At 54.2% G+C, this 19714-nt stretch carries 31 protein-coding genes and 1 pseudogene; 3 read left to right on the top strand and 29 right to left on the bottom strand.

Annotation, left to right across the window (positions count from 1 at the left end; genetic code table 11):
• Positions 1-8: 8 nt before the first annotated feature.
• The 4 genes from rpsM to rplO all read right to left on the bottom strand — a co-directional run bounded on the left by rpsM (position 9) and on the right by rplO (position 3158).
• The gene (rpsM, locus tag BUC32_RS12100; protein WP_073252972.1) at positions 9-377 is read right to left on the bottom strand and encodes a 30S ribosomal protein S13; all 369 of its coding nucleotides are present in this window, start codon (positions 375-377) and stop codon (positions 9-11) included.
• A gap of 201 nt (positions 378-578) precedes the next feature.
• Entirely contained in the window at positions 579-1220 is a 642-nt protein-coding gene (locus BUC32_RS12105) for an adenylate kinase (protein ID WP_073252975.1), read from the bottom strand.
• Entirely contained in the window at positions 1217-2578 is a 1362-nt protein-coding gene (gene secY / locus BUC32_RS12110; protein ID WP_073252978.1) for a preprotein translocase subunit SecY, read from the bottom strand. Before secY ends, BUC32_RS12105 begins: the two co-directional genes overlap by 4 nt.
• Positions 2579-2684: 106 nt before the next feature.
• The gene (gene rplO, locus BUC32_RS12115) at positions 2685-3158 is read right to left on the bottom strand and encodes a 50S ribosomal protein L15 (protein WP_073252981.1); all 474 of its coding nucleotides are present in this window, start codon (positions 3156-3158) and stop codon (positions 2685-2687) included.
• A gap of 198 nt (positions 3159-3356) precedes the next feature.
• Between rplO and BUC32_RS12120 the strand changes: the two genes are divergently transcribed.
• A complete protein-coding gene (locus BUC32_RS12120; protein ID WP_073252984.1) occupies positions 3357-4514 on the top strand; it encodes an adenylate/guanylate cyclase domain-containing protein in 1158 nt (385 codons plus the stop codon).
• Between the two features lie 75 nt (positions 4515-4589).
• Here the strand turns inward: BUC32_RS12120 and BUC32_RS21140 are convergent, their stop codons facing one another.
• From BUC32_RS21140 to BUC32_RS12205, 17 genes are all read right to left on the bottom strand, one after another.
• The gene (locus BUC32_RS21140; RefSeq protein ID WP_281248980.1) at positions 4590-4721 is read right to left on the bottom strand and encodes a hypothetical protein; all 132 of its coding nucleotides are present in this window, start codon (positions 4719-4721) and stop codon (positions 4590-4592) included.
• A 113-nt stretch (positions 4722-4834) separates the two neighbouring features.
• Positions 4835-5206, bottom strand: coding sequence for a DoxX family protein (locus BUC32_RS12125; RefSeq protein ID WP_073252987.1), 372 nt, complete (start codon positions 5204-5206; stop codon positions 4835-4837).
• Positions 5207-5374: 168 nt separating this feature from the next.
• Positions 5375-5587, bottom strand: a complete 213-nt coding sequence (locus BUC32_RS12130; protein WP_073252990.1) for a DUF1127 domain-containing protein — start codon at positions 5585-5587, stop codon at positions 5375-5377.
• Positions 5588-5981: 394 nt separating this feature from the next.
• Positions 5982-6170, bottom strand: coding sequence for a 50S ribosomal protein L30 (rpmD, locus tag BUC32_RS12140; RefSeq protein WP_073252996.1), 189 nt, complete (start codon positions 6168-6170; stop codon positions 5982-5984).
• Positions 6171-6182: 12 nt separating this feature from the next.
• A complete protein-coding gene (rpsE, locus tag BUC32_RS12145; protein ID WP_073252999.1) occupies positions 6183-6749 on the bottom strand; it encodes a 30S ribosomal protein S5 in 567 nt (188 codons plus the stop codon).
• A 114-nt stretch (positions 6750-6863) separates the two neighbouring features.
• Entirely contained in the window at positions 6864-7223 is a 360-nt protein-coding gene (gene rplR, locus BUC32_RS12150; protein ID WP_073253002.1) for a 50S ribosomal protein L18, read from the bottom strand.
• Positions 7224-7234: 11 nt separating this feature from the next.
• The gene (gene rplF, locus BUC32_RS12155; protein ID WP_073253004.1) at positions 7235-7768 is read right to left on the bottom strand and encodes a 50S ribosomal protein L6; all 534 of its coding nucleotides are present in this window, start codon (positions 7766-7768) and stop codon (positions 7235-7237) included.
• A gap of 10 nt (positions 7769-7778) precedes the next feature.
• Entirely contained in the window at positions 7779-8168 is a 390-nt protein-coding gene (gene rpsH / locus BUC32_RS12160) for a 30S ribosomal protein S8 (RefSeq protein WP_073253007.1), read from the bottom strand.
• Positions 8169-8180: 12 nt separating this feature from the next.
• Positions 8181-8486 (bottom strand): 30S ribosomal protein S14, encoded by a 306-nt coding sequence (gene rpsN, locus BUC32_RS12165; protein WP_073253010.1) that lies wholly within the window; start codon positions 8484-8486, stop codon positions 8181-8183.
• 18 nt (positions 8487-8504) lie between these two features.
• Positions 8505-9068 (bottom strand): 50S ribosomal protein L5, encoded by a 564-nt coding sequence (gene rplE / locus BUC32_RS12170; protein ID WP_073253013.1) that lies wholly within the window; start codon positions 9066-9068, stop codon positions 8505-8507.
• On the bottom strand, positions 9061-9372 hold the full coding sequence (rplX, locus tag BUC32_RS12175) for a 50S ribosomal protein L24 (protein WP_073253015.1): 312 nt from the start codon (positions 9370-9372) through the stop codon (positions 9061-9063). The genes rplE and rplX overlap by 8 nt, the downstream gene beginning before the upstream one ends.
• 1 nt (position 9373) lies before the next feature.
• On the bottom strand, positions 9374-9742 hold the full coding sequence (gene rplN, locus BUC32_RS12180; protein ID WP_048863755.1) for a 50S ribosomal protein L14: 369 nt from the start codon (positions 9740-9742) through the stop codon (positions 9374-9376).
• A gap of 100 nt (positions 9743-9842) precedes the next feature.
• Positions 9843-10073 carry a 30S ribosomal protein S17 gene (rpsQ, locus tag BUC32_RS12185; RefSeq protein WP_073253018.1) on the bottom strand — a complete coding sequence of 77 codons (231 nt, stop codon included), beginning with the start codon at positions 10071-10073 and terminating at the stop codon, positions 9843-9845.
• A 14-nt stretch (positions 10074-10087) separates the two neighbouring features.
• On the bottom strand, positions 10088-10288 hold the full coding sequence (gene rpmC, locus BUC32_RS12190; RefSeq protein WP_073253021.1) for a 50S ribosomal protein L29: 201 nt from the start codon (positions 10286-10288) through the stop codon (positions 10088-10090).
• A gap of 154 nt (positions 10289-10442) precedes the next feature.
• On the bottom strand, positions 10443-10826 hold the full coding sequence (locus BUC32_RS12195; RefSeq protein ID WP_139280719.1) for a hypothetical protein: 384 nt from the start codon (positions 10824-10826) through the stop codon (positions 10443-10445).
• Between the two features lie 4 nt (positions 10827-10830).
• On the bottom strand, positions 10831-11451 hold the full coding sequence (locus BUC32_RS12200; protein WP_073253026.1) for a 2OG-Fe(II) oxygenase family protein: 621 nt from the start codon (positions 11449-11451) through the stop codon (positions 10831-10833).
• 68 nt (positions 11452-11519) lie between these two features.
• On the bottom strand, positions 11520-12035 hold the full coding sequence (locus tag BUC32_RS12205) for a GNAT family N-acetyltransferase (protein WP_073253028.1): 516 nt from the start codon (positions 12033-12035) through the stop codon (positions 11520-11522).
• Positions 12036-12122: 87 nt separating this feature from the next.
• Between BUC32_RS12205 and BUC32_RS12210 the strand changes: the two genes are divergently transcribed.
• Complete coding sequence (locus tag BUC32_RS12210; RefSeq protein ID WP_073253031.1) at positions 12123-12878, top strand: nuclear transport factor 2 family protein; 756 nt, start codon at positions 12123-12125, stop codon at positions 12876-12878.
• A gap of 104 nt (positions 12879-12982) precedes the next feature.
• Here BUC32_RS12210 and BUC32_RS12215 read toward each other — a convergent pair whose 3' ends face one another.
• The 8 genes and pseudogenes from BUC32_RS12215 to rplW form a co-directional block, all read right to left on the bottom strand.
• Positions 12983-13783, bottom strand: coding sequence for a class I SAM-dependent methyltransferase (locus BUC32_RS12215; protein WP_073253034.1), 801 nt, complete (start codon positions 13781-13783; stop codon positions 12983-12985).
• 292 nt (positions 13784-14075) lie between these two features.
• Entirely contained in the window at positions 14076-14489 is a 414-nt protein-coding gene (gene rplP, locus BUC32_RS12220) for a 50S ribosomal protein L16 (RefSeq protein ID WP_073253037.1), read from the bottom strand.
• Between the two features lie 13 nt (positions 14490-14502).
• Positions 14503-15210, bottom strand: coding sequence for a 30S ribosomal protein S3 (gene rpsC / locus BUC32_RS12225; protein ID WP_073253040.1), 708 nt, complete (start codon positions 15208-15210; stop codon positions 14503-14505).
• Positions 15210-15590: a 50S ribosomal protein L22 gene (gene rplV / locus BUC32_RS12230; RefSeq protein ID WP_073253043.1), complete on the bottom strand. Its 381-nt coding sequence runs from the start codon at positions 15588-15590 to the stop codon at positions 15210-15212. The genes rpsC and rplV overlap by 1 nt, the downstream gene beginning before the upstream one ends.
• 3 nt (positions 15591-15593) lie before the next feature.
• Positions 15594-15872, bottom strand: coding sequence for a 30S ribosomal protein S19 (rpsS, locus tag BUC32_RS12235; protein WP_067296663.1), 279 nt, complete (start codon positions 15870-15872; stop codon positions 15594-15596).
• Between the two features lie 3 nt (positions 15873-15875).
• Positions 15876-16718 carry a 50S ribosomal protein L2 gene (rplB, locus tag BUC32_RS12240; protein ID WP_073253045.1) on the bottom strand — a complete coding sequence of 281 codons (843 nt, stop codon included), beginning with the start codon at positions 16716-16718 and terminating at the stop codon, positions 15876-15878.
• Between the two features lie 394 nt (positions 16719-17112).
• Positions 17113-18162 (bottom strand): DUF5677 domain-containing protein, encoded by a 1050-nt coding sequence (locus BUC32_RS12245; protein ID WP_073253048.1) that lies wholly within the window; start codon positions 18160-18162, stop codon positions 17113-17115.
• A gap of 156 nt (positions 18163-18318) precedes the next feature.
• Positions 18319-18453: pseudogene (rplW, locus tag BUC32_RS12250) on the bottom strand (50S ribosomal protein L23); the annotation flags it as partial.
• An 85-nt stretch (positions 18454-18538) separates the two neighbouring features.
• Here rplW and BUC32_RS12255 point away from each other — a divergent pair.
• Positions 18539-19663: an adenylate/guanylate cyclase domain-containing protein gene (locus BUC32_RS12255; protein WP_073253050.1), complete on the top strand. Its 1125-nt coding sequence runs from the start codon at positions 18539-18541 to the stop codon at positions 19661-19663.
• Positions 19664-19714: the final 51 nt, after the last annotated feature.

A 19714-nucleotide genomic window follows, 5' to 3' on the forward strand; every position in this document is an offset into this window, starting at 1 on the left:
CCTCCCTATTACTTCTTCTTACCAGCAATGGCCTTAGCAGGGCCTTTGCGAGTACGAGCGTTGGTGTGGGTACGCTGACCGCGCACAGGAAGGTTACGACGGTGGCGCAGGCCACGGTAGCAGCCCAGATCCATCAGACGTTTGATGTTCATTTGCACTTCGCGGCGCAGGTCACCTTCAACGGTGAGGTTTGCGTCGATATGCTCGCGAACGGCCAGAACTTCGGCGTCCGACAATTCATTTACACGACGGGATGCGTCGATTCCAACTGCTTCGCAGATGGCTTTGGCAGAGGTGTTACCAATACCAGTGATATATGTGAGGGCGATCGGGACCCGTTTATGGGTCGGGATGTTTACGCCGGCGATACGTGCCACGTTTCACTTTCCTTTTCGTTGCGGTTCCGTAGTTCCGGAACCTTTTTTCACAACGTAAGCCCGACGCGGCTTCCCGTCGGGCCTCAGCTGATCAGGTGATCTTGCCATTGGGGAGCGACCCCTTTCCGGCAATATGATTCTCTTAGTAGAGATGATGCGATTTATGGGGGATTGAGGGGGGTGTCAAGTCCCGTCGCCTCCCTATCCCAGTACGGCGTTAATCTCGGCTTTGACTTCGTCAATTTCACCAAGCCCATTGACCGACTTCAGGTCGCCCTTGGCATAGTAATAACCAAGCAGCGGAGAGGTCTTTTTGTAGTATTCCATCAGGCGATTGCGTAAGGACTCTTCGTTGTCGTCTGCGCGGCGCTTGAAGTTCGCAGCCCCACAGTTGGAACATTTGCCATCTGCTGGGTGTGGTTTGGTGACGTCGTTGTAAACTTCACCACAGTCGCCACAGGTTGACCGTGCTGTGATGCGCTGAACCAGCGCTTCGTCGTCAACCTGCATTTCCACGACGGCGTCCAGCTTTTCGCCTTTTTCTGCCAGAAGGTCCGCCAGAGCATCTGCCTGAGGCAACGTGCGCGGAAAGCCGTCAAAAATGAAACCGCCCTGCTTGTCGCCTTCGAGCCGCTCGCGGATCAGACCGATCACGATCTCGTCGGTCACCAGATCACCACGCGCCATGACGTCGGCCACGATCTTGCCCATCTCGGTGCCGCTGTCCTTGGCTTCGCGCAGCATATCGCCGGTTGAAAGCTGGATCATGTTGCGGTCATCAACCAGATGACGGGCTTGCGTGCCTTTACCGGCACCGGGTGGTCCAAGCAGGATAATGTTCATTTACGAATAGGCCCTTTGCGCTTGCGCTTGCGGCCCTTTCCAGACAGCTGCGACTTTTCGATCAGCCCTTCGTATTGGTGGGCCAGGAGGTGGCTCTGAACTTGTTGGATGGTGTCCATAGTCACCGACACAACAATCAGAACCGAAGTCCCGCCAAAATAGAAGGGGATCGCCAGCTGGCCACGCAGAATCTCAGGAAGGAGACAAACTGCCGCAAGGTAGCCCGCGCCGATCACAAGCACGCGGTTCACAACATACTCCAGATATTCGGCGGTTTTCTTACCCGGACGAATACCCGGAACAAAGCCGTTCTGGTTCTTCAGGTTGTCGGCGACCTCATCCGGTTTGAACGACACGTTGAAGGTATAGAAGTAAGCAAAGAACACGATCATCGCTGTGAAGAACAACAGATACAGCGGTTGGCCGGGGCCAAAATAGGCCAGAATCGTCGACATCAAAGCACCGGTTGATCCGCCCGAGAAGGTCGAGATCGTGGTTGGCAACAACAACAGCGACGAAGCAAAGATCGCAGGGATCACGCCGGCCGGGTTCACTTTGACTGGCAGATGCGAAGATCCGCCGTCATAGACCTTCATGCCGACCTGACGACGCGGGTACTGAATATGGATCTTGCGCAAAGCGCGTTCCATAAACACCACAAATCCTATGAGCACGATCATCATCACCATCACACCGATGATCACGGCAGGGCTGATGGCGCCGGAACGACCCGACACAAGGAACTGTGCCAGAGCGGCGGGAACTTCAGCGATAATGCCAACAAAGATGATCAGCGAGATACCGTTGCCGATGCCGCGCGCAGTGATCTGCTCACCCAGCCACATCAGGAACATGGTGCCACCCACAAGGGTAATCATGCAGGAAATACGGAAGAACATGCCCGGATCAGTGACCAGCTCGCCAGCCTCCAACGACACAGCCAGACCGTAAGACTGCAATGTGGCAAGCGCCACGGTCCCGTAGCGGGTGTATTGGTTGATCTTTTTGCGACCCTGCTCGCCCTCTTTTTTGATCTGCTCAAGCGCAGGCACCATCGAGGTCAAAAGCTGAATGATAATCGACGCCGAGATATACGGCATGATCCCAAGAGCAAAAATGCCCATGCGGCCCAGTGCGCCGCCGGTGAACATGGCCAGCATGCCGCCAATACCAGCGGCGGCCCCTTCCATGAATTCGCGCAATGCAACACCGTCGATGCCAGGCACCGGAATAAACGTGCCCAGACGATAAACGATCAACAGCCCCAGCGTGAACAGGATGCGGTTGCGTAGATCGGTGGCTTTACCAAGTGCTGCCCAACTTGTGTTGGCGGCCATTTGCTCTGCTGCGGATACCATTCGGATCTCTCTTAGACTGAAAACGCCGCCAAAACCGTTTTCCGGTTCGGCGGCGTTTGGAAAACTAGAAGTGTATGTAAGGGGCGCTGAGCCCGCTCACAACCTCTTATTCTGCCGCAGCTGCAGCAGCAACGTTCAGCGACCCACCGGCTTTGGCAACAGCGTCTACAGCTGCTTGCGAAGCACCTGTGACTGTGATGTCAATTTTGGCAGTAATTTCGCCTTTGTTCAGAACGCGGATACCGTCCTTAACACGACGTACGAGGCCCGATGCGACCAGCGATTCTTCGGTGATTGCCGATTTCGCGTCGATCTTGCCTTCGTCGATGAATTTCTGGATCAGACCCAGGTTAACAACGGAAAATGCCTTGCGGTTTGGCTTGCTGAAGCCACGCTTAGGCAGACGTTGATAGAGGGGCATCTGGCCGCCTTCGTAACCATTGATGGCTACACCCGAGCGGGACTTTTGACCTTTGATACCACGGCCACCCATTTTACCTTTGCCCGAACCCGGGCCACGGCCAACGCGCATGCGTTTCTTGGTTGCACCTGGATTGTCGCGCAGTTCATTCAGTTTCATATCGCTTCTCCTTTTGCCGGAAGTGACCCATGAAGCGTAAGGGGCCAAACGCGGCTTTTCTTGCTTGTTGATTCTTGTGACGTGAAACGCCACCGGGGGCGTATAGACCCTGTGAGATGACGATGCAAGCGTTGCGACAGGGTGTACAGGTGTTTGCGTCCTTTTGCATTTTCTGTATTTCCCTTTACGCTGACTTTCATGCATTGGAACGCCCGAGACATCACCGACTGGCTTCTGACCGACGGTCCAAACATGCCGCATCTTGAGGCATTGACCTATGCCCTGGCAGACAGGCTGAGAGACGGCGGCGTGCCTCTCTGGCGGTTACGGCTGGCCATGCGCACGATTCACCCGCTTGTCACTGCCGTAAGCACGATCTGGGAGCGCGAAACCGGCCCACAGGATGTGCTCGTCAGTCGGCACGGGCTGGAACAGCTCAGCGTGTTCCGGGGCAGCCCAATGTCGGTCATCTCCGAGACCCGTGCGCCATTGCGCAGGAATCTGAGCGATTTGACCGGCGAAGATCACAAAGCGTTTCACGACCTGCGCGAACGCGGGGCCACAGATTATCTGGGTATTCCGTTATTGTACGGTGACCACATGGGAGGAATTATGATCGCAGTGACCGATGCCTCTGATGGGTTTTGCGAACATGACATCGAAGGGCTGTCGACCATTGCAATGACACTTGCGCCGCTGGTCGAAGTCCGGCGTCTCGCTGTTCTGTCCAAGGCCGTGGCCAGTGCCTATCTGGGGCCGACAACTGGACAGAGGGTTCTGGGCGGTGAGATCACGCGCGGGCATGTCGACCAGATTGATGCGGCCATCATGATCAGCGACCTGCGTGGCTGGACCCGACTGAACACAGAACGACCTGTGCACGAGGTTGTGGCGATCGCCAATCAGTATTTCGACATTCTGGACTCTGCCGTGAAATCGAATGGCGGGGAAATCCTAAAATTCATGGGGGATGGAGTGTTGGCGATCTTTCCAGCCGAAGGAGATCAGGCAGGCGCAGTCGCCAACGCCAAGGCCGCAGCGACATCTGCCCTGACCAATCAAAGTGACGCGCTGCAATTTGGGGTCGGGCTTCACGTGGGTCAGGTTCTGTATGGCAACGTCGGCTCTGAAACCCGATTGGATTTCACGGTCCTTGGCGCGGCGGTTAATTTGGCGGCCCGGATCGAAGCACTATGTGCTCAAACCGAATGTTCTGTTCTGATGTCGAATGAGTTTGCCGATCTTCTGGACGCCCCGGTTCAATCGGTTGGTCGATTTACCCTCAAGGGGCTGCCCGAAGACGTGTCGGTTTTCACGTTCTGCAAACCATCCATCACCCGCGAACCAAGCTGCTAAAACGCAAAACGCCCGCCGTTAAAGGCGAGCCGCTTTGGAGTGCCGCAAACGGCCTGATGGTTTGAGTCAGGTCGCTTAGACGCGGTGGCTGTCGCGCAGGTATTCGGTCCAGTGAGGGACATGCTCGGCGCGGAAAAAGCCTTTGAAGAAGGCGCTAACGCCAAAGGCGTTCGAAAAGCGGGCGGGGAGTTGTGTGGCGAATGCCATGCTGGAGGTCCATATGTCTGAATTTCAGGTTTGAGGCTGGATACGCCTACCCAGTTTCCCTGACCACCACCGAAATCAACATCCCCGAAATGCAGTGAACGCATGGATGTCTCTCAGGGGATCAACGCCAGAAGCTTATCCAGATTAACCCAAACGACATAAGCCGACAGGGTTCCGGTGATCATGGCCGGGACCCCTTGCTTCCATGTGTCAAAGATCAGATGGCAGGAAATTGCCCCCAACGACGTGCCCAACAAAGCCAGCGCGCCCAAGCCTCCCAGGGCCGTCGATTGGCACCAGATCGCAATCGCTCCGAACAATTCTGCCAGCCCGACAAGCAGCATGATCCGGCGATTCAGCCCATAAGATTTGAACATCTCGACCTGCACGTCAAAGATCGTTTTTTGCCATCCAAGGATCTTGATCGAGCTGGCGAACAAAAAGAACGCTGATAGCAATCCGGTAAATACCATGGTGAGTGTCATGTTTCTTGTCCCTTTTCCTGTATCCAACGCCAGATATGTATGGTCTGGGAACAATCAACCGAAATAAGTTCGTGGTTTCGCGCACAAGCCATGTGCATAATCCCAGGACACAAAAAAACGCCCCCGGCGATCCGGAGGCGTTTTGAAAAGTCGAAAGACGCGGTGGGCTTAGCCGTTGGCGTGAGCAGTCGCAATGTCTTCGATTTGGCCACGGCTGATGCCGATATCGGCCAGCTCGTGGTTGCTCAGGCCACTAAGCTCGGCAACGGTTTTACGATACTGAGCCGCACGGACGGCAGCTGCTTTGTAGTCATTGAGGAAAACGCGGAAACGGCCGATGAGGCCAATGTCGGAAGCGACGGCTGTGAGGGCATATGCCATGGGTGATATCCTTTGATGTGACCGGGACTGATTTCCCGGAGTGCTTGTCATGTGTCTTTGTTTGTGAGGCTCAGATAGTCCTGCCGCCGCGTTGCAGCAAGGTGGGTTTTGGCAAGCCCGTTATGCAGCTATTGCATGTCATACGGATGCCCCAATTGGCCCGGTCGTTCGCAATGAAAGGGAGCTCAGAGATTGGAGCCTATGCGAGCATGAGGGGGGCGCTCAGAGCCAACACCAGGTTCGCGACCGATCCGAGTTGGTTAGTCGAGAGCGGTCAGAATCTCCAAATTTGGATGGCGCATTTGGAAAGTACTGGCAATTCCGACTCCTCCAGACGCAATAAAACGCCCCGCAGTTTCCTGCGAGGCGTTTCAATTCTCAAGACGAAAAGGGCTTAGCCTTTTTCTTCGATGATCTCGACCATGTGAGGGATCTTGGCGATCATGCCGCGGACTGAAGGGGTGTCTTCGAGTTCACGGGTCTTGTTCATTTTGTTCAGGCCCAGGCCGATCAGCGTTTGACGCTGTTTGGCGGGGCGACGGATCGGAGAACCGATCTGTTTGACGACGATGGTTTTGGCCATGATGTCTACTCCTTACGATTCAGCGGCGGCTGGGGCCGGTGCGTCATCTTTTTTCAAGATGTCAGCGACCTTTTTGCCACGACGTGCTGCAACCTGACGGGGGCTAGACTCTTTGGTCAGGCCGTCCATGGTGGCGCGGATCATGTTGTATGGGTTCGCGGAACCCAGCGATTTCGAAACAACGTCTTTGACGCCGAGCATTTCGAAAACAGCACGCATAGGACCACCAGCAATAATACCAGTACCTTCTGGGGCTGTCCGCATGATCACTTTACCAGCGCCGTGACGACCATTGACGTCGTGGTGCAGGGTACGGCCTTCGCGCAGTGGAACGCGGATCATTTGACGCTTGGCTTGCTCGGTGGCTTTGCGGATGGCCTCGGGGACCTCTTTCGCTTTACCTTTGCCGAAACCAACGCGGCCTTTTTGATCGCCTACAACAACCAGAGCAGCAAAGCCAAAGCGCTTACCACCTTTTACGGTTTTCGATACGCGGTTGATCGCAACCAGGCGGTCGGCGAATTCCGGAGTTTCATCACGATCGCGGCGGTTGCCACGACGATTATCACGTTCTGCCATAAGGCTTTCCTTTTGTCTGGCGCAAGGCGCCTATTGTTTCAATCCTGGTGAGCAGGCCACGCATGCGCCCTGCCCCCGGATCATCGGGGGGACGTTGCCGTCCCCCTCAGGTTTTTAGATTTTCAAGCCACCTTCACGCGCAGCGTCGGCCAGAGCCTTCACTTTGCCGTGGAAGAGGAAACCACCGCGGTCGAAGTATGCTTCGCTCACGCCGGCTTTCTGTGCACGTTCTGCAATCGCTGCGCCAACTTTGGTCGCGGCTTCGACACCATTTTTGCCTACAAACCCGAGATCTTTCTCGAGTGTGGAAGCCGATGCCAAAGTCACGCCGTTCACATCGTCGATCAGCTGAGCGCTGATGTTCTTGTTTGAACGGTGAACCGAAAGACGCGGACGTCCTGCGTTGACCTTGCGAAGTTTGTTCCGGACGCGCAGGCGGCGCTTGAGGAACAGATCCCGTTTGCTGTTTGCCATTTGTCTGGTCCTTACTTCTTCTTGCCTTCCTTGCGGAAGATATACTCGTCTTTGTACTTGATGCCTTTGCCTTTATAGGGCTCGGGCTTGCGCCATTCGCGGATATTTGCCGCAACCTGGCCAACGAGTTGGTTGTCAGTGCCTTCAACGATAATCACGGTGGGCTTTGGTGCAGTCACGGTAATACCGGCTGGCACTTCAAAGTTCACTTCGTGTGAGAGACCGAGCGACAGTTTCAGGGTGGTGCCCTGCATCTGCGCACGATAACCAACACCGTTGATTTCAAGCTCTTTTTTGAAGCCCGCAGACACGCCTGTCACCATGTTACCGATGACAGTACGTGACATACCCCATTGCTGACGTGCACGCTTGGACGAGCCACGCGGTGTCACGGTTACAATGTTATCTTCTACTGTCAGCGTGACATCGTCAGTTGCAGTAAAAGACTGGGTGTCTTTTGGACCTTTGATTTCGATGGTCTGGCCGGAGACAGCAGCAGATACGCCGCTGGGCAGCTCGACCGGTTTTTTACCAATACGAGACATCAGGTTCTCCTTAGAAGACCGTGCAAATCACTTCACCACCAACATTGTTGGCGCGAGCGCTTGCATCCGACATCACACCCTTGGGGGTGGAGACAATCGACACACCGAGGCCCTGACGGACAACGGGAATGTCATTGACGCCCATGTAGACGCGACGGCCAGGTTTAGAGACCCGCTTCACTTCGCGAATGACAGGAGTGCCTTCGTAATACTTGAGGCTGATTTCGAACGCCGGGTGGCCGTTCTCTTCAGCTGCTTCGTAGCCGCGGATGTAGCCTTCGTCAGCCAGCACATCCAGAACCCAACCGCGCAGTTTCGATGCAGGTGTCGACACAGTCGACTTGCCACGCATCTGGCCATTGCGGATTCGGGTCAGCATATCAGCGATAGGATCGTTCATCTCTGTCTCTCCTTACCAGCTAGATTTGACCATGCCGGGGATCTGGCCATTCGAGCCCAGTTCCCGCAGAGCAATCCGGGACACCTTCAGCTTACGATAGTAAGCGTGAGGACGGCCGGTCAGCTGGCAGCGATTGTGAAGACGGGTTGCCGACGAGTTGCGCGGCAGTTTTGCAAGCTTGAGGCGCGCTTTGAAACGCTCTTCCATCGGCTTGCTTTCGTCATTTGCGATTTCTTTAAGCTCGGCACGTTTGGCTGCGTATTTTGCCACCAGACGTTCGCGCTTTTTCTCGCGTTCGATCATGCTTTTCTTAGCCATGTCTATTCCTTCCCGCGATCAGCTGTTGAAAGGCATGTTGAAAGCTTTCAACAGGCTCTTTGCTTCAGCGTCAGTTTTCGCGTTGGTGGCAATTACGATGTCCATGCCCCAGTTTTCGTCGACTTTATCAAAATCGATTTCTGGGAACACGATGTGCTCTTTGAGACCCATGGCATAGTTGCCACGGCCGTCAAACGAGGTGCCCGAAACGCCGCGGAAGTCGCGGATACGAGGCATCGCAATAGTGGTCAGACGATCCAGGAATTCATACATCCGGTTGCCGCGCAGGGTCACTTTCGCACCCATTGGCATACCTTCACGTACGCGGAAGCCCGCGATCGAATTCTTGGCAATGGTTGTCAGAGCCTTTTGGCCTGCAATCAATGTCAGATCAGCTTGTGCCGACTTGGCTTTTTTGCTGTCACGAACAGCCGCACGACCACACCCGATGTTCAAAACGATTTTCTCCAGCTTGGGGATCATCATTTCGTTCTTGTAACCATACTCTTCTTTCAGAGCGGCACGGATGGTGTCTTTGTACGCAGCCTTCAGACGCGGGGTGTAATTTTCAGTATCAAGCATCGATCACGTCCCCCGTGGTTTTAGCAAAGCGCACTTTCTTGTCGCCTTCCATTTTGAAGCCAACGCGCGAAGGTTTGCCGTTTGCGTCCACAAATGCCAGGTTCGAAAGAGCGATTGGCATGGCTTTGGGAACGCGGCCACCTTGTTCGTTTTGCGACTGGCGCACGTGACGGATCGAGATGTTCAAACCGTCTACAACGGCTTTACCGGCTTTAGGATCAATAGAGGAAATCGTGCCCTCTTTGCCCTTGTCTTTACCAGCCAACAAAACGACCTTGTCGCCTTTTTTCAATTTAGCAGCCATCTTACAGCACCTCCGGCGCGAGTGAGATGATCTTCATGAAGTTCTTGGCGCGCAGTTCACGAACAACCGGCCCGAAGATACGGGTGCCGACAGGCTCGTTCGCGTTATTCAGGATAACGGCTGCATTGCGATCAAAGCGGATCGCGGTGCCATCTTCACGACGGACTTCTTTAGCGGTGCGTACGACGACGGCCTTACGGACGTCACCCTTTTTAACGCGACCACGTGGAATGGCTTCCTTGACCGAGACGACAATAACGTCGCCTACGGATGCGTACTTACGCTTGGAACCACCCAGAACCTTGATGCACTGAACACGGCGAGCGCCGCTGTTGTCAGCTACATCCAGGTTTGTTTGCATCTGGATCATATGGTTTCTCCCGACCTATGGGGGGCCGATGCGTGGCCTTATCCCCCAGGGTTTCGACTAACTGTTAAGTCAAGTCGCCAGGAGTCTCGAGTGAGACTCTTTAGGCTTCCAGAACTTCCCAGCGTTTCGTTTTCGATTTCGGCGCGCATTCGATGATACGAACTTGATCGCCGACCTTGAAAGCGTTCTGCTCATCGTGAGCCCGGTACTTTTTGGACTTACGAATGGTTTTCTTCAGAACCGGGTGGGTGAAGCGACGCTCGACCGACACGGTGACTGTTTGGGCGTTGGCATCCGAAGTTACGGTGCCTGTCAGAATACGTTTGGGCATAATTCAGGCTCCTCTTATTCGGCTGCTGATTGGGCTTTTTCGTTCAGGATGGTCTTCACGCGCGCTGCGGCACGACGTGCCTCACGGATACGCGAAGGGTTTTCCAGCTGACCGGTGGCTTGTTGAAAGCGAAGGTTGAAGCTTTCTTTCTTAAGATTGGCCAGTTCCTCACGGAGCTGATCCGGCGACTTGTCGCGCAGTTCGTTGGCATTCATAGCCTATTCCTTTTTTCACACACCAGAAGGCCCCAACTGGGGTCACCTTTGACCTGGTGGATAAATGATAAACACGCGAATCCCTGAACAGGAATCCACGCGATGGCGCTCTATACGGTTTGGGGTTCGGGTTGGCAAGGGAAAGATTGCGAAATCAGTTGAGCGGAGCACCACATTCGTTTTGGGCGATTTGGTAGGCTTGCATAACGTATTGATCGACGGATTTCGAACTGCTGTTAATTCTAACACCGACAAATTCCGGGTCTTCGGTTTCCGTCTTTTTCATAACATAAGGAATGACATTGGGCGCATAAAAGTTGCAAATGCCCGGCATTGCTTGCTGAACAATTTCCCCATGTATACCGCCCTCTGGCATGGGCTCGGGTACAATTATCATCAAAATACCTTTGCCCAGCGTGGAATGGTTCAAAACACCGGTATCAATAAGCTTATACTCGGTCCGCTCGTCTTGAGCATTTACCACTGAAGAAAGGAGAAAAATCAGAATAGTCGGCAATGCAAGTTTTTGCATAAACACGCACTCACTCCCACTTGTAGTTAAAACTCACCGAAATACGTTCGTCTTCGTCCATGTTTAGCGGCACCTCGTGGCGCAGCCAGCTTTCCCAGAGGAACACCTCGCCCACTTCGGGGCGCATATAGACAAACGGCTGCAATTCGCGGCGTGCCTCTTTGGTGCGGGTGGGTGCGGCCATCATACGGGCAGACCGGGGGTCTTCCAGTTTCAGGGCACTGGCACCACCGGGCATGGACACATAGGTGGTGCCCGAGATTACAGAATGCGGGTGCAGGTGGGATGAATGGGTGCCGCCTTCGGGCAGGATGTTGATCCACAGGTCTTCGAGTTTCAGCGTGCGCCCATCAAGGTCAAATTCGAGGTCTTTGACAAATTCGGCGACATGCAGATCCAACGCGGTGACGATGTCGGCAAAGACCGGAAATCGCCACGCCAGATCGGTCAGCGACGCATAGGACGTATAGCCGGGATAGCCGTTGTCTTCGCACCATTTCTGGCCGGCCTCGTCATCTTCGGCGATGGAATAACAGGATGCTTCAAGCTCTTCTGGATCAATGGCGGTGCCATGTTCAGACAGCTTGGCGCGGTAAAAGCGGGTCACAAAGAGAGATTCGATCTGGGCCATACCGGGGGTTTAGCGCAAGGCCGGGCCAAGCGCGAGAGGTGGAATTGACGCGAGGCAGGCGCCCGGCCTTACGGAAACACATATTCCAGAAACACCAGATACGGGGCCATGTCGGGATCATTGGCGTTTTCTGGATAGCGTGGAATGTAAGAGAACCCCATCTTCTCATACATCCGCAGCATTTCGCGATTGCCTTTGACCGTATCCGCATAAAGCCGGGTGCAGCCCATCGCACGCGCCTCGGCCATGCGCATTTCAAACAGCCTTTTGCCCAATCCAGTGCCGCGCGCCTCGGGGCGCACATACATACGCTTTAACTCGGCCGCATCGGGACGGATTGTGCGAAGGGCACCGCAGCCCAACAGGCGGCCATGCGCGTCTGTCGCCAGCAACGTTCGCCCATGGGGCGGCAAAAGCGCGTCTATATTTTCTACGGTGTCCCGCGCAAGGCCGGCAGCCGTAAACTTTGCCACGCCGCCCGCCATGGAAAATTTGTCGACCATGACTTGATAGTATTCCTCCATCAGATCCTGAAAAGCTTTTGGATCAGGCAGGGACGAAACAAAAGAACATGTGATATGCATGTTGCGACCCTAGCGCGACTTAACGCTTGGGCCCAAGTAAAAATACACCCAAGCTTTTGGGGTGTTTCACCTGCTCAGGAGAGTCCCATGCCACCGAGCCGCCCCGATCAAATCCGCGCGTTGTTGAAGAGCATCGAGACCGGAGAATCCGGGCCCATCGCTGTGGTCAATCAGGCGCGATACATCCAGCACAACCCCCAGACCCTTGAGGGCAGTGAAGGGTTGGAAGAATTGTTCAAGCGCCTGTCCCTGACCAACCCCAAGGTCAACATCGTGCGCGCCTTTGAGGACGGGGACTTTGTGTTTGGCCACACTGAATATGATTTCTCAACCCGCCGGATCGGGTTCGAGGTGTTTCGCTATGACGGCGATCAGGTGGTTGAGCATTGGGACAACATTCAGGCGCGCCGCGGCCCCAACCCTTCGGGGCGCAGTATGGTGGACGGGCCGGTTGAGGCCCGCGATCTGGATCTGACTGAAGCCAACCGCGCGCTGGTGAGCCGCTTTGTCGATGAGGTTCTGATCGCGCAAAACTGGGGCCGGATGGACGGGTTCTGTGTCGATGGTCAGTTGATCCAGCACGACGCGGATTTGCCCGACGGGGTCGAGGCGCTGCGCATCAGCGTTGGGCCACAAGAGACCGCGAAACAGTACCAACATCGCCATCGCACCTTGGCCTGTGGAGACTTTGTTCTGACGGTTTGCGAAGGCGATCAGGCCGGCAAGCACAGTTCGTTTTATGACATGTTCCGCGTGCAAGAGGGCAAACTGGCCGAACACTGGAACACCGTCGAGCGCGTGCCCCCGCGCGAGGTTTGGAAAAACGACAACGGAAAGTTCTAAGGCCACACGCGTTGGCGCATCGCGCGGGGCATTTCGCAAACATTCGGCTGCTCCTGCTCAATGTCTGGTGGGCGGGACAAAGCTGCCCTACGAAGTTTTAGCTGTTAGGGCTTTCGTGCAATTGCCGTCGCAAATGCTTGATAGCCGTAGAGTGAACCGGCTTCGGCACGGCGATCATGTTCTGCTACAAGCGCATCCGCCAGTTCCTTGCCGATATCGCCACGTTCAACCATTTGCCGTGTTGTCACTTCTACCCATGGCAGCATTTGCTCACGAGTTGTGACGACGCGACTCACGACATCAAAGCTAGCAATCTCCATGCCTGCGGTTGAAATCAAGGTTCTTAACTTACCAACAATGAACGCATCGGTGACAAATTCTCGAACGAACTCTTGAGCGCATATATTTAGCGGGTCGTTGGGAATGCTACTGAATGTGGCTTTCGAAAAATCCGCATCACATATGACAAGCGATCCGCCTGCCTTTAGAACTCTAAATGCTTCAGCTAAAAGAGATTCTGGATGGGTCACATGCGTCAGAACGGTATGCATGATTACTGCATCAACGCTGTTGTTTTCAATGGGAAGTTTTGCGCCATCGGCCACTGTGAATGACAAATTGGCATGGTCACTTGATCGTCCGATTGCTTCGTTCACGAATCCCTGAGACGGCTCGTAGCCTACCACCTTTGCTGGGTGTGCCGCTGCTGCGATGCGACGTGTTACTGCACCAGCACCAGCTCCAACTTCGATAGTTACACTGTCGGTGGCGAGCGGTAGCCGCTCTAAATATTCCGCAACAATTCGCTCCATTGTCGGGTCAGTTTGGCGCACGTCCATCGAGTCAGCGAACATTTTGATAAACTCAGGCCCAGCCTCATCTACATCTTGAAAAGGGTCTGCCATCTTCGTGCTCCAAGTAATCTAAAACGCCATACTATAAGGAAAGTCACGAAACTCAAACTAGGCGCCTTGGGGCTCAAACCAGACATTTCCTGCGTTGCCACATGATAGCGGGCGTTGGATCAATTCACAAAACCCAACTCGGGCAACAATCAACACCAAGCCAAAGAAAAAACCCCGCCGATTTCTCGACGGGGGTTTTGATTTCTTGCGACCTGGCTGCGACCCGGACAGTTTCTGCGAAACTGCCTACACCGCAGTCGTCAGAAAACGCCCAGGGGCGTTTTCGACGTTCTTACCAGTCTTCGCGAACCACGACGCGGGTTTTGACCGGGAGTTTCATTGCAGCGAGGCGCAGGGCTTCGCGGGCAACCTCGTCCGAGACACCGTCGATTTCGAACATTACGCGGCCAGGTTTGACCTTGCATGCCCAATAATCAACAGAACCTTTACCTTTACCCATACGAACTTCGGTCGGTTTTGAAGTGACCGGCACGTCTGGGAAGATACGGATCCAAACACGGCCCTGACGTTTCATGTGACGGGTCATCGCGCGGCGAGCCGCTTCGATTTGACGAGCAGTCACACGCTCGGGCTGAGTGGCTTTGAGACCGAAAGAACCGAAGTTCAGGTCAGAACCGCCTTTAGCAAGACCTTTGATCCGGCCTTTGTGCTGCTTGCGGAATTTAGTACGCTTTGGTTGAAGCATTTGTCAGTCTCCCTTAGCGACGACCGCCGGCACCGCGAGGTGCTGGGCCATCCTGGACTTCTTGTGCTTTACGGTCACGCGCCGCTGGATCGTGTTCCATGATCTCACCTTTGAAGATCCAGACTTTGATCCCGATGATGCCATAGGCAGTCATCGCTTCGGAATGTGCGTAATCGATGTCGGCACGCAGAGTGTGAAGTGGCACACGGCCCTCACGATACCATTCGGTCCGTGCGATTTCAGCACCACCCAGACGGCCAGCAACGTTCACCCGGATACCCAGGGCGCCCATGCGCATAGCGTTCTGTACGGCACGCTTCATCGCGCGACGGAAAGATACACGGCGTTCCAGCTGCTGAGCGATATTCTCGCCGACCAGCTGAGCGTCGAGCTCGGGCTTGCGCACTTCAACGATGTTGAGGTGCAGTTCCGAGTCGGTCATCGAGGCGATTTTCTTGCGCAGGGTTTCGATATCTGCGCCTTTTTTGCCAATGATGACGCCGGGACGAGCCGTGTGGATCGTGACGCGGCACTTTTTGTGCGGACGTTCGATGATCACACGGGCAATACCAGCTTGCTTACACTCTTTGTTGATGAACTCACGGATTTTCAGGTCTTCCAGAAGAAGATCACCGTAGTCTTTGGTATTTGCGTACCAACGGCTGTCCCAGGTGCGGTTCACCTGAAGACGCATGCCGACCGGATTTACTTTGTTACCCATTAGGCTTGCTCCTCAACTTGACGCACCAGGATGGTGAGTTCCGAGAACGGTTTGATGATCTTGCCAAAACGACCACGAGCCCGCGGACGTCCGCGTTTCAGGGTCAGGTTTTTGCCAACATACGCCTCGGCGACGATCAGTTCATCGACGTCCAGGTTGTGGTTGTTTTCGGCGTTGGCAATTGCGGACTGAAGGCATTTCTTCACGTCTGCTGCGATACGCTTGTTCGAGAAAGTCAGGTCGATCAACGCCTTTTCAACTTTCTTGCCACGGATCATGCCGGCGACCAGGTTCAACTTTTGCGGGCTGGTGCGAAGCATGCGCGTTTTCGCCATTGCTTCGTTGTCAGCCACGCGGCGGGGATTTTTATCCTTGCTCATGGCTTACTTCCGTTTCGCTTTTTTGTCTGCTGCGTGACCGTAATAGGTGCGAGTTGGCGAATACTCACCAAACTTCTGACCGATCATGTCCTCAGAGACGTTGACTGGGATATGTTTATGGCCGTTGTACACACCAAATGTCAGACCCACGAACTGGGGCAGAATGGTGGAACGACGCGACCAAATCTTGATAACTTCGTTGCGGCCCGACTCGCGCGATGCTTCGGCTTTTTTAAGCACGTAAGAATCGACGAAAGGACCTTTCCATACAGAGCGAGACATGGATTAACGTCCCTTCTTCTTGGCGTGACGCGAGCGAATAATAAGCTTTTGCGACGCTTTGTTCTTATTACGAGTGCGGTAACCCTTGGTTGGTTTGCCCCAAGGCGAAACCGGGTGACGACCACCGGATGTACGACCTTCACCACCACCGTGTGGGTGATCGATCGGGTTCATAACAACACCACGAACCGACGGGCGTTTGCCTTTGTGGCGCATACGACCGGCTTTACCGTAGTTCTGGTTCGAGTTGTCGGGGTTCGACACGGCACCAACAGTGGCCATGCATTCCTGACGGACCATGCGCAATTCACCTGACGACAGGCGGATCTGAGCGTAGCCACCATCACGACCAACAAACTGAGCATAAGTCCCAGCTGCACGGGCGATCTGGCCGCCTTTGCCTGGTTTCAGTTCGATGTTGTGAACGATGGTACCGATCGGCATGCCCGAGAACGGCATTGCGTTGCCCGGTTTGATGTCGGCTTTGGCCGAGGCCACAACCTGATCACCAACTGCAAGACGCTGTGCGGCCAGGATATAGGCCTGCTCGCCGTCTGCATATTTGACCAATGCGATGAATGCGGTCCGGTTCGGGTCATATTCGATCCGTTCGACGGTTGCCGCAACATCCAGTTTATTACGTTTGAAATCAACGATCCGGTAGAGGCGTTTTGCCCCACCACCGCGGCGACGCGATGTGATCCGTCCGGTGTTATTCCGGCCGCCCGACTTTGTCAGACCCTCGGTGAGGGCTTTGACTGGACGTCCTTTATACAGCTCGGAACGGTCAATCAGCACCAACCCACGTTGGCCCGGCGTCGTCGGCTTATACGACTTAAGTGCCATGCTTTCTGTCTTCCGTTTAGCAATGCGGACCTAACTGATCCGCTATGTTTGAGGCCCCCGTAGGTGCCAAGTGTATAGGCCCCCGTAGGTGCCCGATTAAATAACAACCGGCCCCAGAACGAATCTGAGGCCAGCCGACTGGCGGGATGTAACAGGGTCAGGGGGGGCTGGCAAGTGGATCGCCCATATTTCTTTGGGCTTGGTGCGCTTTTGGGTAGGCCGTGCGTCGACGACGCGCGCGGTTGCGATCCAACGCAGATAGATGGCAGTTTATCCCCGCCAAATCCGTGTGCACCATCAGTGTTGCGCCGGCCTCACCAAATCGGCGCCGCGTCCGGGCGCGTCGTCGATGCACGGCGGCCTATGGGCCGCTGTTTCGTACTGTATGACGGCCTTACTCCCTGGCATCCTTTAGAGCCTCTTTAAGAGTCTCATCTTTCGTTCTTAAGGCAACCATTCCGATTTCATCTGAAAAGGCGGCCAGAACATTTGCGAATACCAGCCTGTCAACATTCGGTTCAGGGAATAGCAGGAATGTATTTGTTATCTGCATCAAAGAAATTGCAGACATCTGAAGAGGCTCAACTAGTCCCGAGTTACTCGCGCCTACTTGAAATGCAAAATTATCTGCTTCAGTCATGCCCAATAATCTATCCGGGCGAACAAAGCCTGCATGGATGTGTTGACACGCCCATTTAAAGCGCGGTCGCCAGTGATCCAACCCAACTTCCCTTTCAAGATCAGCGAAGTTTGGTCTTGTTTTCTTAAGAATGGAAGACGCCCAATCCCAGTCTGACTTGAGTTCTCTCCCGAGAAGCTCTCGAGATTCCGCACACTTTTGTTCAATTTTCGACACCTCTGCGTGTGTGATTGGCGCCAGATTGGCTCTATTTGCGTGTCGATTATACTGATTGGCAGCACGCAAGTTCGAAAACCACATACTTAACCGGTAAGCCAAAGCTGCTTCGTGGCCGTGCTTTGAAATAAACATTCCGACAACTGTAACCTCATGAAGCGAGCGCCAGCGTGCAAGAGCGCCATCAGCAAAGCCGCTTTCCAAAAGGCTAAGAATTTCACTTAGAATGAGTAGAGCTTTAGGTTGCAAATGAGCTAACGTATCAAATGTTAGTTCATCTCCATCAAGAGGACCTTCGTGAGCATGGCTTTCTGCAATCTCTTGGCAACAAACCCACATGGTTCGCAATAAATCTAACGGTTCCTTCCATCGCCGATAATTTCGATCCTCGAAAGACCGCTTTGCTCGACGCTCCTCTTTAAGCATTGGAGGAGCGTTTTTCTTAAGAGATTCAAATAGCTCATTCTGCCCTTCCGAAACTATTGACTCAATTAGTTCAGAAATTTTGTCTTCGCTGAAATCAGCTTCTTCAATCGCTGCAACTATCTGATTGGTCAACTCTGACAATAGCGATTTTTTCTTAGACATTTTCACCCCAAGCTCTGATTGCTATCGCCACATTGCGCCAAATCAGGTGCCTTTTTCAACGAGGCACAAGAAACAAAAAAAGGCCCCCCGCTTCACAGCGAGGGGCTTTTCACTTTCTCAAGGTGTAGACCGGGCTTCAGCCCGGGCCACCCACAATCACAGTCCGGTGGACACGTCGATTGTGTTGCCTTCTTCCAAGGTCACATAAGCCTTTTTCACGTCTTTACGCTTGCCCAACTGGCCGCGGAAACGTTTGACTTTACCTTCGATGATTGTCGTGTTGACCGCTTTACCCCCTATAACGACAGCAGCCGCATTTGGACGCGGTGAATTATGTGTTACCGTTCATCATCGATGATTTGATACGGGGGGCCGGATGTCAAAAAGCAACGCGAATTCAAACATTGATTACCGCGCCATTGTCAATTCCGCTGCAGAAAGCATTTTGGTCACAACGGCAGGATCAGAGCCACTCGGACCTCAAATCGTTTTTGCGAACCCCAGATTTGAAGAGATGACCGGATGGTCAAACGCAGAGGTGCTCGGCCAGTCACCCAAAATTTTGCAAGGCCCAAAGACAGATCACAGTATCTTTGCTGATATGTGGGAACAGCTTGGGTCCACAGGGCTATGGGAAGGCCGGACAATCAACTACCGGAAAGATGGTTCGGAATTCTGGATGGAATGGTCGATCGTGCCTTTGAACGATGACCACGGCAAAGTGTACCAATACCTGGCAGTTCAGCGCGACGTGACCGACCGCGTTGAGGCCGACAAACGCTTGCGGCTGGCCCAGAAAGAAGCAAGTGAAGCAGACCGGGCACGCGCCAATCTGGCGCGGTACTTTTCGCCCGATTTGGTCGAAATGCTCACCGAAAAGGACCAGCCTCTTGGCGACGTGACACAGCAAGACCTTGCGGTCCTGTTTGCAGACATTGTCGGTTTTACGTCGCTTTCGGAAGACCTTGAACCCAAGCAAGTTATGGATCTGTTGCGCGAGGTTCACAGCTGGATCGAAAAAGCCGTCTTTAAATGGAACGGATCAATTGCCGGCTATGTTGGCGACGAAACTCTGGCGATATTTGGCTTCCCCAAAGCCGGTGAGGACGACGCCGTGAACGCCCTTTCTTGCGCGTTTGAGCTTCTTGCGGCCTCGCAGCAATGGAACGAAGGTAGAGCCAATCAGGGATTGCTGCCGGTTCACATCGGAATTGGCGTACACTATGGGCCCGTCGTTCTTGGCGACGTCGGCACCGAGGACTTTGTCGAGTTTACAGTCATAGGTGACACCGTGAACACAGCGAGCCGGTTGCAGCATGCGACTCGGGATCTTCAATGCGATCTTGTCGCCAGCCAGGACCTTGTCGACGCAGTTAACAGTGAAAATGGAAACCGGGATGCATCCGACCTTGTGGCAAAGCTACAAAGGCACGGTGAAATTGACGTTCGCGGTCGAGACCAAGCTGTCGAAGTTTGGACGTTTCCTGTGGAGCAAGGTTAGCCGAAGCAACAAAAAAGCCCCCCGGCTCTCACCGAGGGGCTTTTCTATTTT

Origin of the sequence: Shimia gijangensis (assembly GCF_900142085.1) — a bacterium.
In the GTDB taxonomy this organism is placed as follows: domain Bacteria; phylum Pseudomonadota; class Alphaproteobacteria; order Rhodobacterales; family Rhodobacteraceae; genus Shimia; species Shimia gijangensis.

What these genes read in the sequence shown, in the direction of transcription:
- rplP (WP_073253037.1), bottom strand. Translation starts at nt 14,489, where the DNA reads ATGCTTCAACCAAAGCGTACTAAATTCCGCAAGCAGCACAAAGGCCGG.
- rpsE (WP_073252999.1), bottom strand. Translation starts at nt 6,749, where the DNA reads ATGGCAGAACGTGATAATCGTCGTGGCAACCGCCGCGATCGTGATGAA.
- BUC32_RS12205 (WP_073253028.1), bottom strand. Translation starts at nt 12,035, where the DNA reads ATGCATATCACATGTTCTTTTGTTTCGTCCCTGCCTGATCCAAAAGCT.
- BUC32_RS12245 (WP_073253048.1), bottom strand. Translation starts at nt 18,162, where the DNA reads ATGTCTAAGAAAAAATCGCTATTGTCAGAGTTGACCAATCAGATAGTT.
- BUC32_RS12130 (WP_073252990.1), bottom strand. Translation starts at nt 5,587, where the DNA reads ATGGCATATGCCCTCACAGCCGTCGCTTCCGACATTGGCCTCATCGGC.
- rplN (WP_048863755.1), bottom strand. Translation starts at nt 9,742, where the DNA reads ATGATCCAGATGCAAACAAACCTGGATGTAGCTGACAACAGCGGCGCT.
- BUC32_RS12105 (WP_073252975.1), bottom strand. Translation starts at nt 1,220, where the DNA reads ATGAACATTATCCTGCTTGGACCACCCGGTGCCGGTAAAGGCACGCAA.
- rpsC (WP_073253040.1), bottom strand. Translation starts at nt 15,210, where the DNA reads ATGGGTAACAAAGTAAATCCGGTCGGCATGCGTCTTCAGGTGAACCGC.
- rplR (WP_073253002.1), bottom strand. Translation starts at nt 7,223, where the DNA reads ATGGCAAACAGCAAACGGGATCTGTTCCTCAAGCGCCGCCTGCGCGTC.
- BUC32_RS12215 (WP_073253034.1), bottom strand. Translation starts at nt 13,783, where the DNA reads ATGGCAGACCCTTTTCAAGATGTAGATGAGGCTGGGCCTGAGTTTATC.
- rpmC (WP_073253021.1), bottom strand. Translation starts at nt 10,288, where the DNA reads ATGAATGCCAACGAACTGCGCGACAAGTCGCCGGATCAGCTCCGTGAG.
- rplB (WP_073253045.1), bottom strand. Translation starts at nt 16,718, where the DNA reads ATGGCACTTAAGTCGTATAAGCCGACGACGCCGGGCCAACGTGGGTTG.
- BUC32_RS12200 (WP_073253026.1), bottom strand. Translation starts at nt 11,451, where the DNA reads ATGGCCCAGATCGAATCTCTCTTTGTGACCCGCTTTTACCGCGCCAAG.
- rpmD (WP_073252996.1), bottom strand. Translation starts at nt 6,170, where the DNA reads ATGGCCAAAACCATCGTCGTCAAACAGATCGGTTCTCCGATCCGTCGC.
- rplX (WP_073253015.1), bottom strand. Translation starts at nt 9,372, where the DNA reads ATGGCTGCTAAATTGAAAAAAGGCGACAAGGTCGTTTTGTTGGCTGGT.
- rplF (WP_073253004.1), bottom strand. Translation starts at nt 7,768, where the DNA reads ATGTCTCGTATTGGTAAAAAACCGGTCGAGCTGCCCAGCGGCGTATCT.
- rpsH (WP_073253007.1), bottom strand. Translation starts at nt 8,168, where the DNA reads ATGAACGATCCTATCGCTGATATGCTGACCCGAATCCGCAATGGCCAG.
- rpsN (WP_073253010.1), bottom strand. Translation starts at nt 8,486, where the DNA reads ATGGCTAAGAAAAGCATGATCGAACGCGAGAAAAAGCGCGAACGTCTG.
- BUC32_RS12120 (WP_073252984.1), top strand. Translation starts at nt 3,357, where the DNA reads ATGCATTGGAACGCCCGAGACATCACCGACTGGCTTCTGACCGACGGT.
- BUC32_RS12255 (WP_073253050.1), top strand. Translation starts at nt 18,539, where the DNA reads ATGTCAAAAAGCAACGCGAATTCAAACATTGATTACCGCGCCATTGTC.
- rpsQ (WP_073253018.1), bottom strand. Translation starts at nt 10,073, where the DNA reads ATGCCCAAACGTATTCTGACAGGCACCGTAACTTCGGATGCCAACGCC.
- rplE (WP_073253013.1), bottom strand. Translation starts at nt 9,068, where the DNA reads ATGCTTGATACTGAAAATTACACCCCGCGTCTGAAGGCTGCGTACAAA.
- rplO (WP_073252981.1), bottom strand. Translation starts at nt 3,158, where the DNA reads ATGAAACTGAATGAACTGCGCGACAATCCAGGTGCAACCAAGAAACGC.
- secY (WP_073252978.1), bottom strand. Translation starts at nt 2,578, where the DNA reads ATGGTATCCGCAGCAGAGCAAATGGCCGCCAACACAAGTTGGGCAGCA.
- rpsS (WP_067296663.1), bottom strand. Translation starts at nt 15,872, where the DNA reads ATGTCTCGCTCTGTATGGAAAGGTCCTTTCGTCGATTCTTACGTGCTT.
- BUC32_RS21140 (WP_281248980.1), bottom strand. Translation starts at nt 4,721, where the DNA reads ATGGCATTCGCCACACAACTCCCCGCCCGCTTTTCGAACGCCTTTGGC.
- BUC32_RS12210 (WP_073253031.1), top strand. Translation starts at nt 12,123, where the DNA reads ATGCCACCGAGCCGCCCCGATCAAATCCGCGCGTTGTTGAAGAGCATC.
- BUC32_RS12125 (WP_073252987.1), bottom strand. Translation starts at nt 5,206, where the DNA reads ATGACACTCACCATGGTATTTACCGGATTGCTATCAGCGTTCTTTTTG.
- rplV (WP_073253043.1), bottom strand. Translation starts at nt 15,590, where the DNA reads ATGAGCAAGGATAAAAATCCCCGCCGCGTGGCTGACAACGAAGCAATG.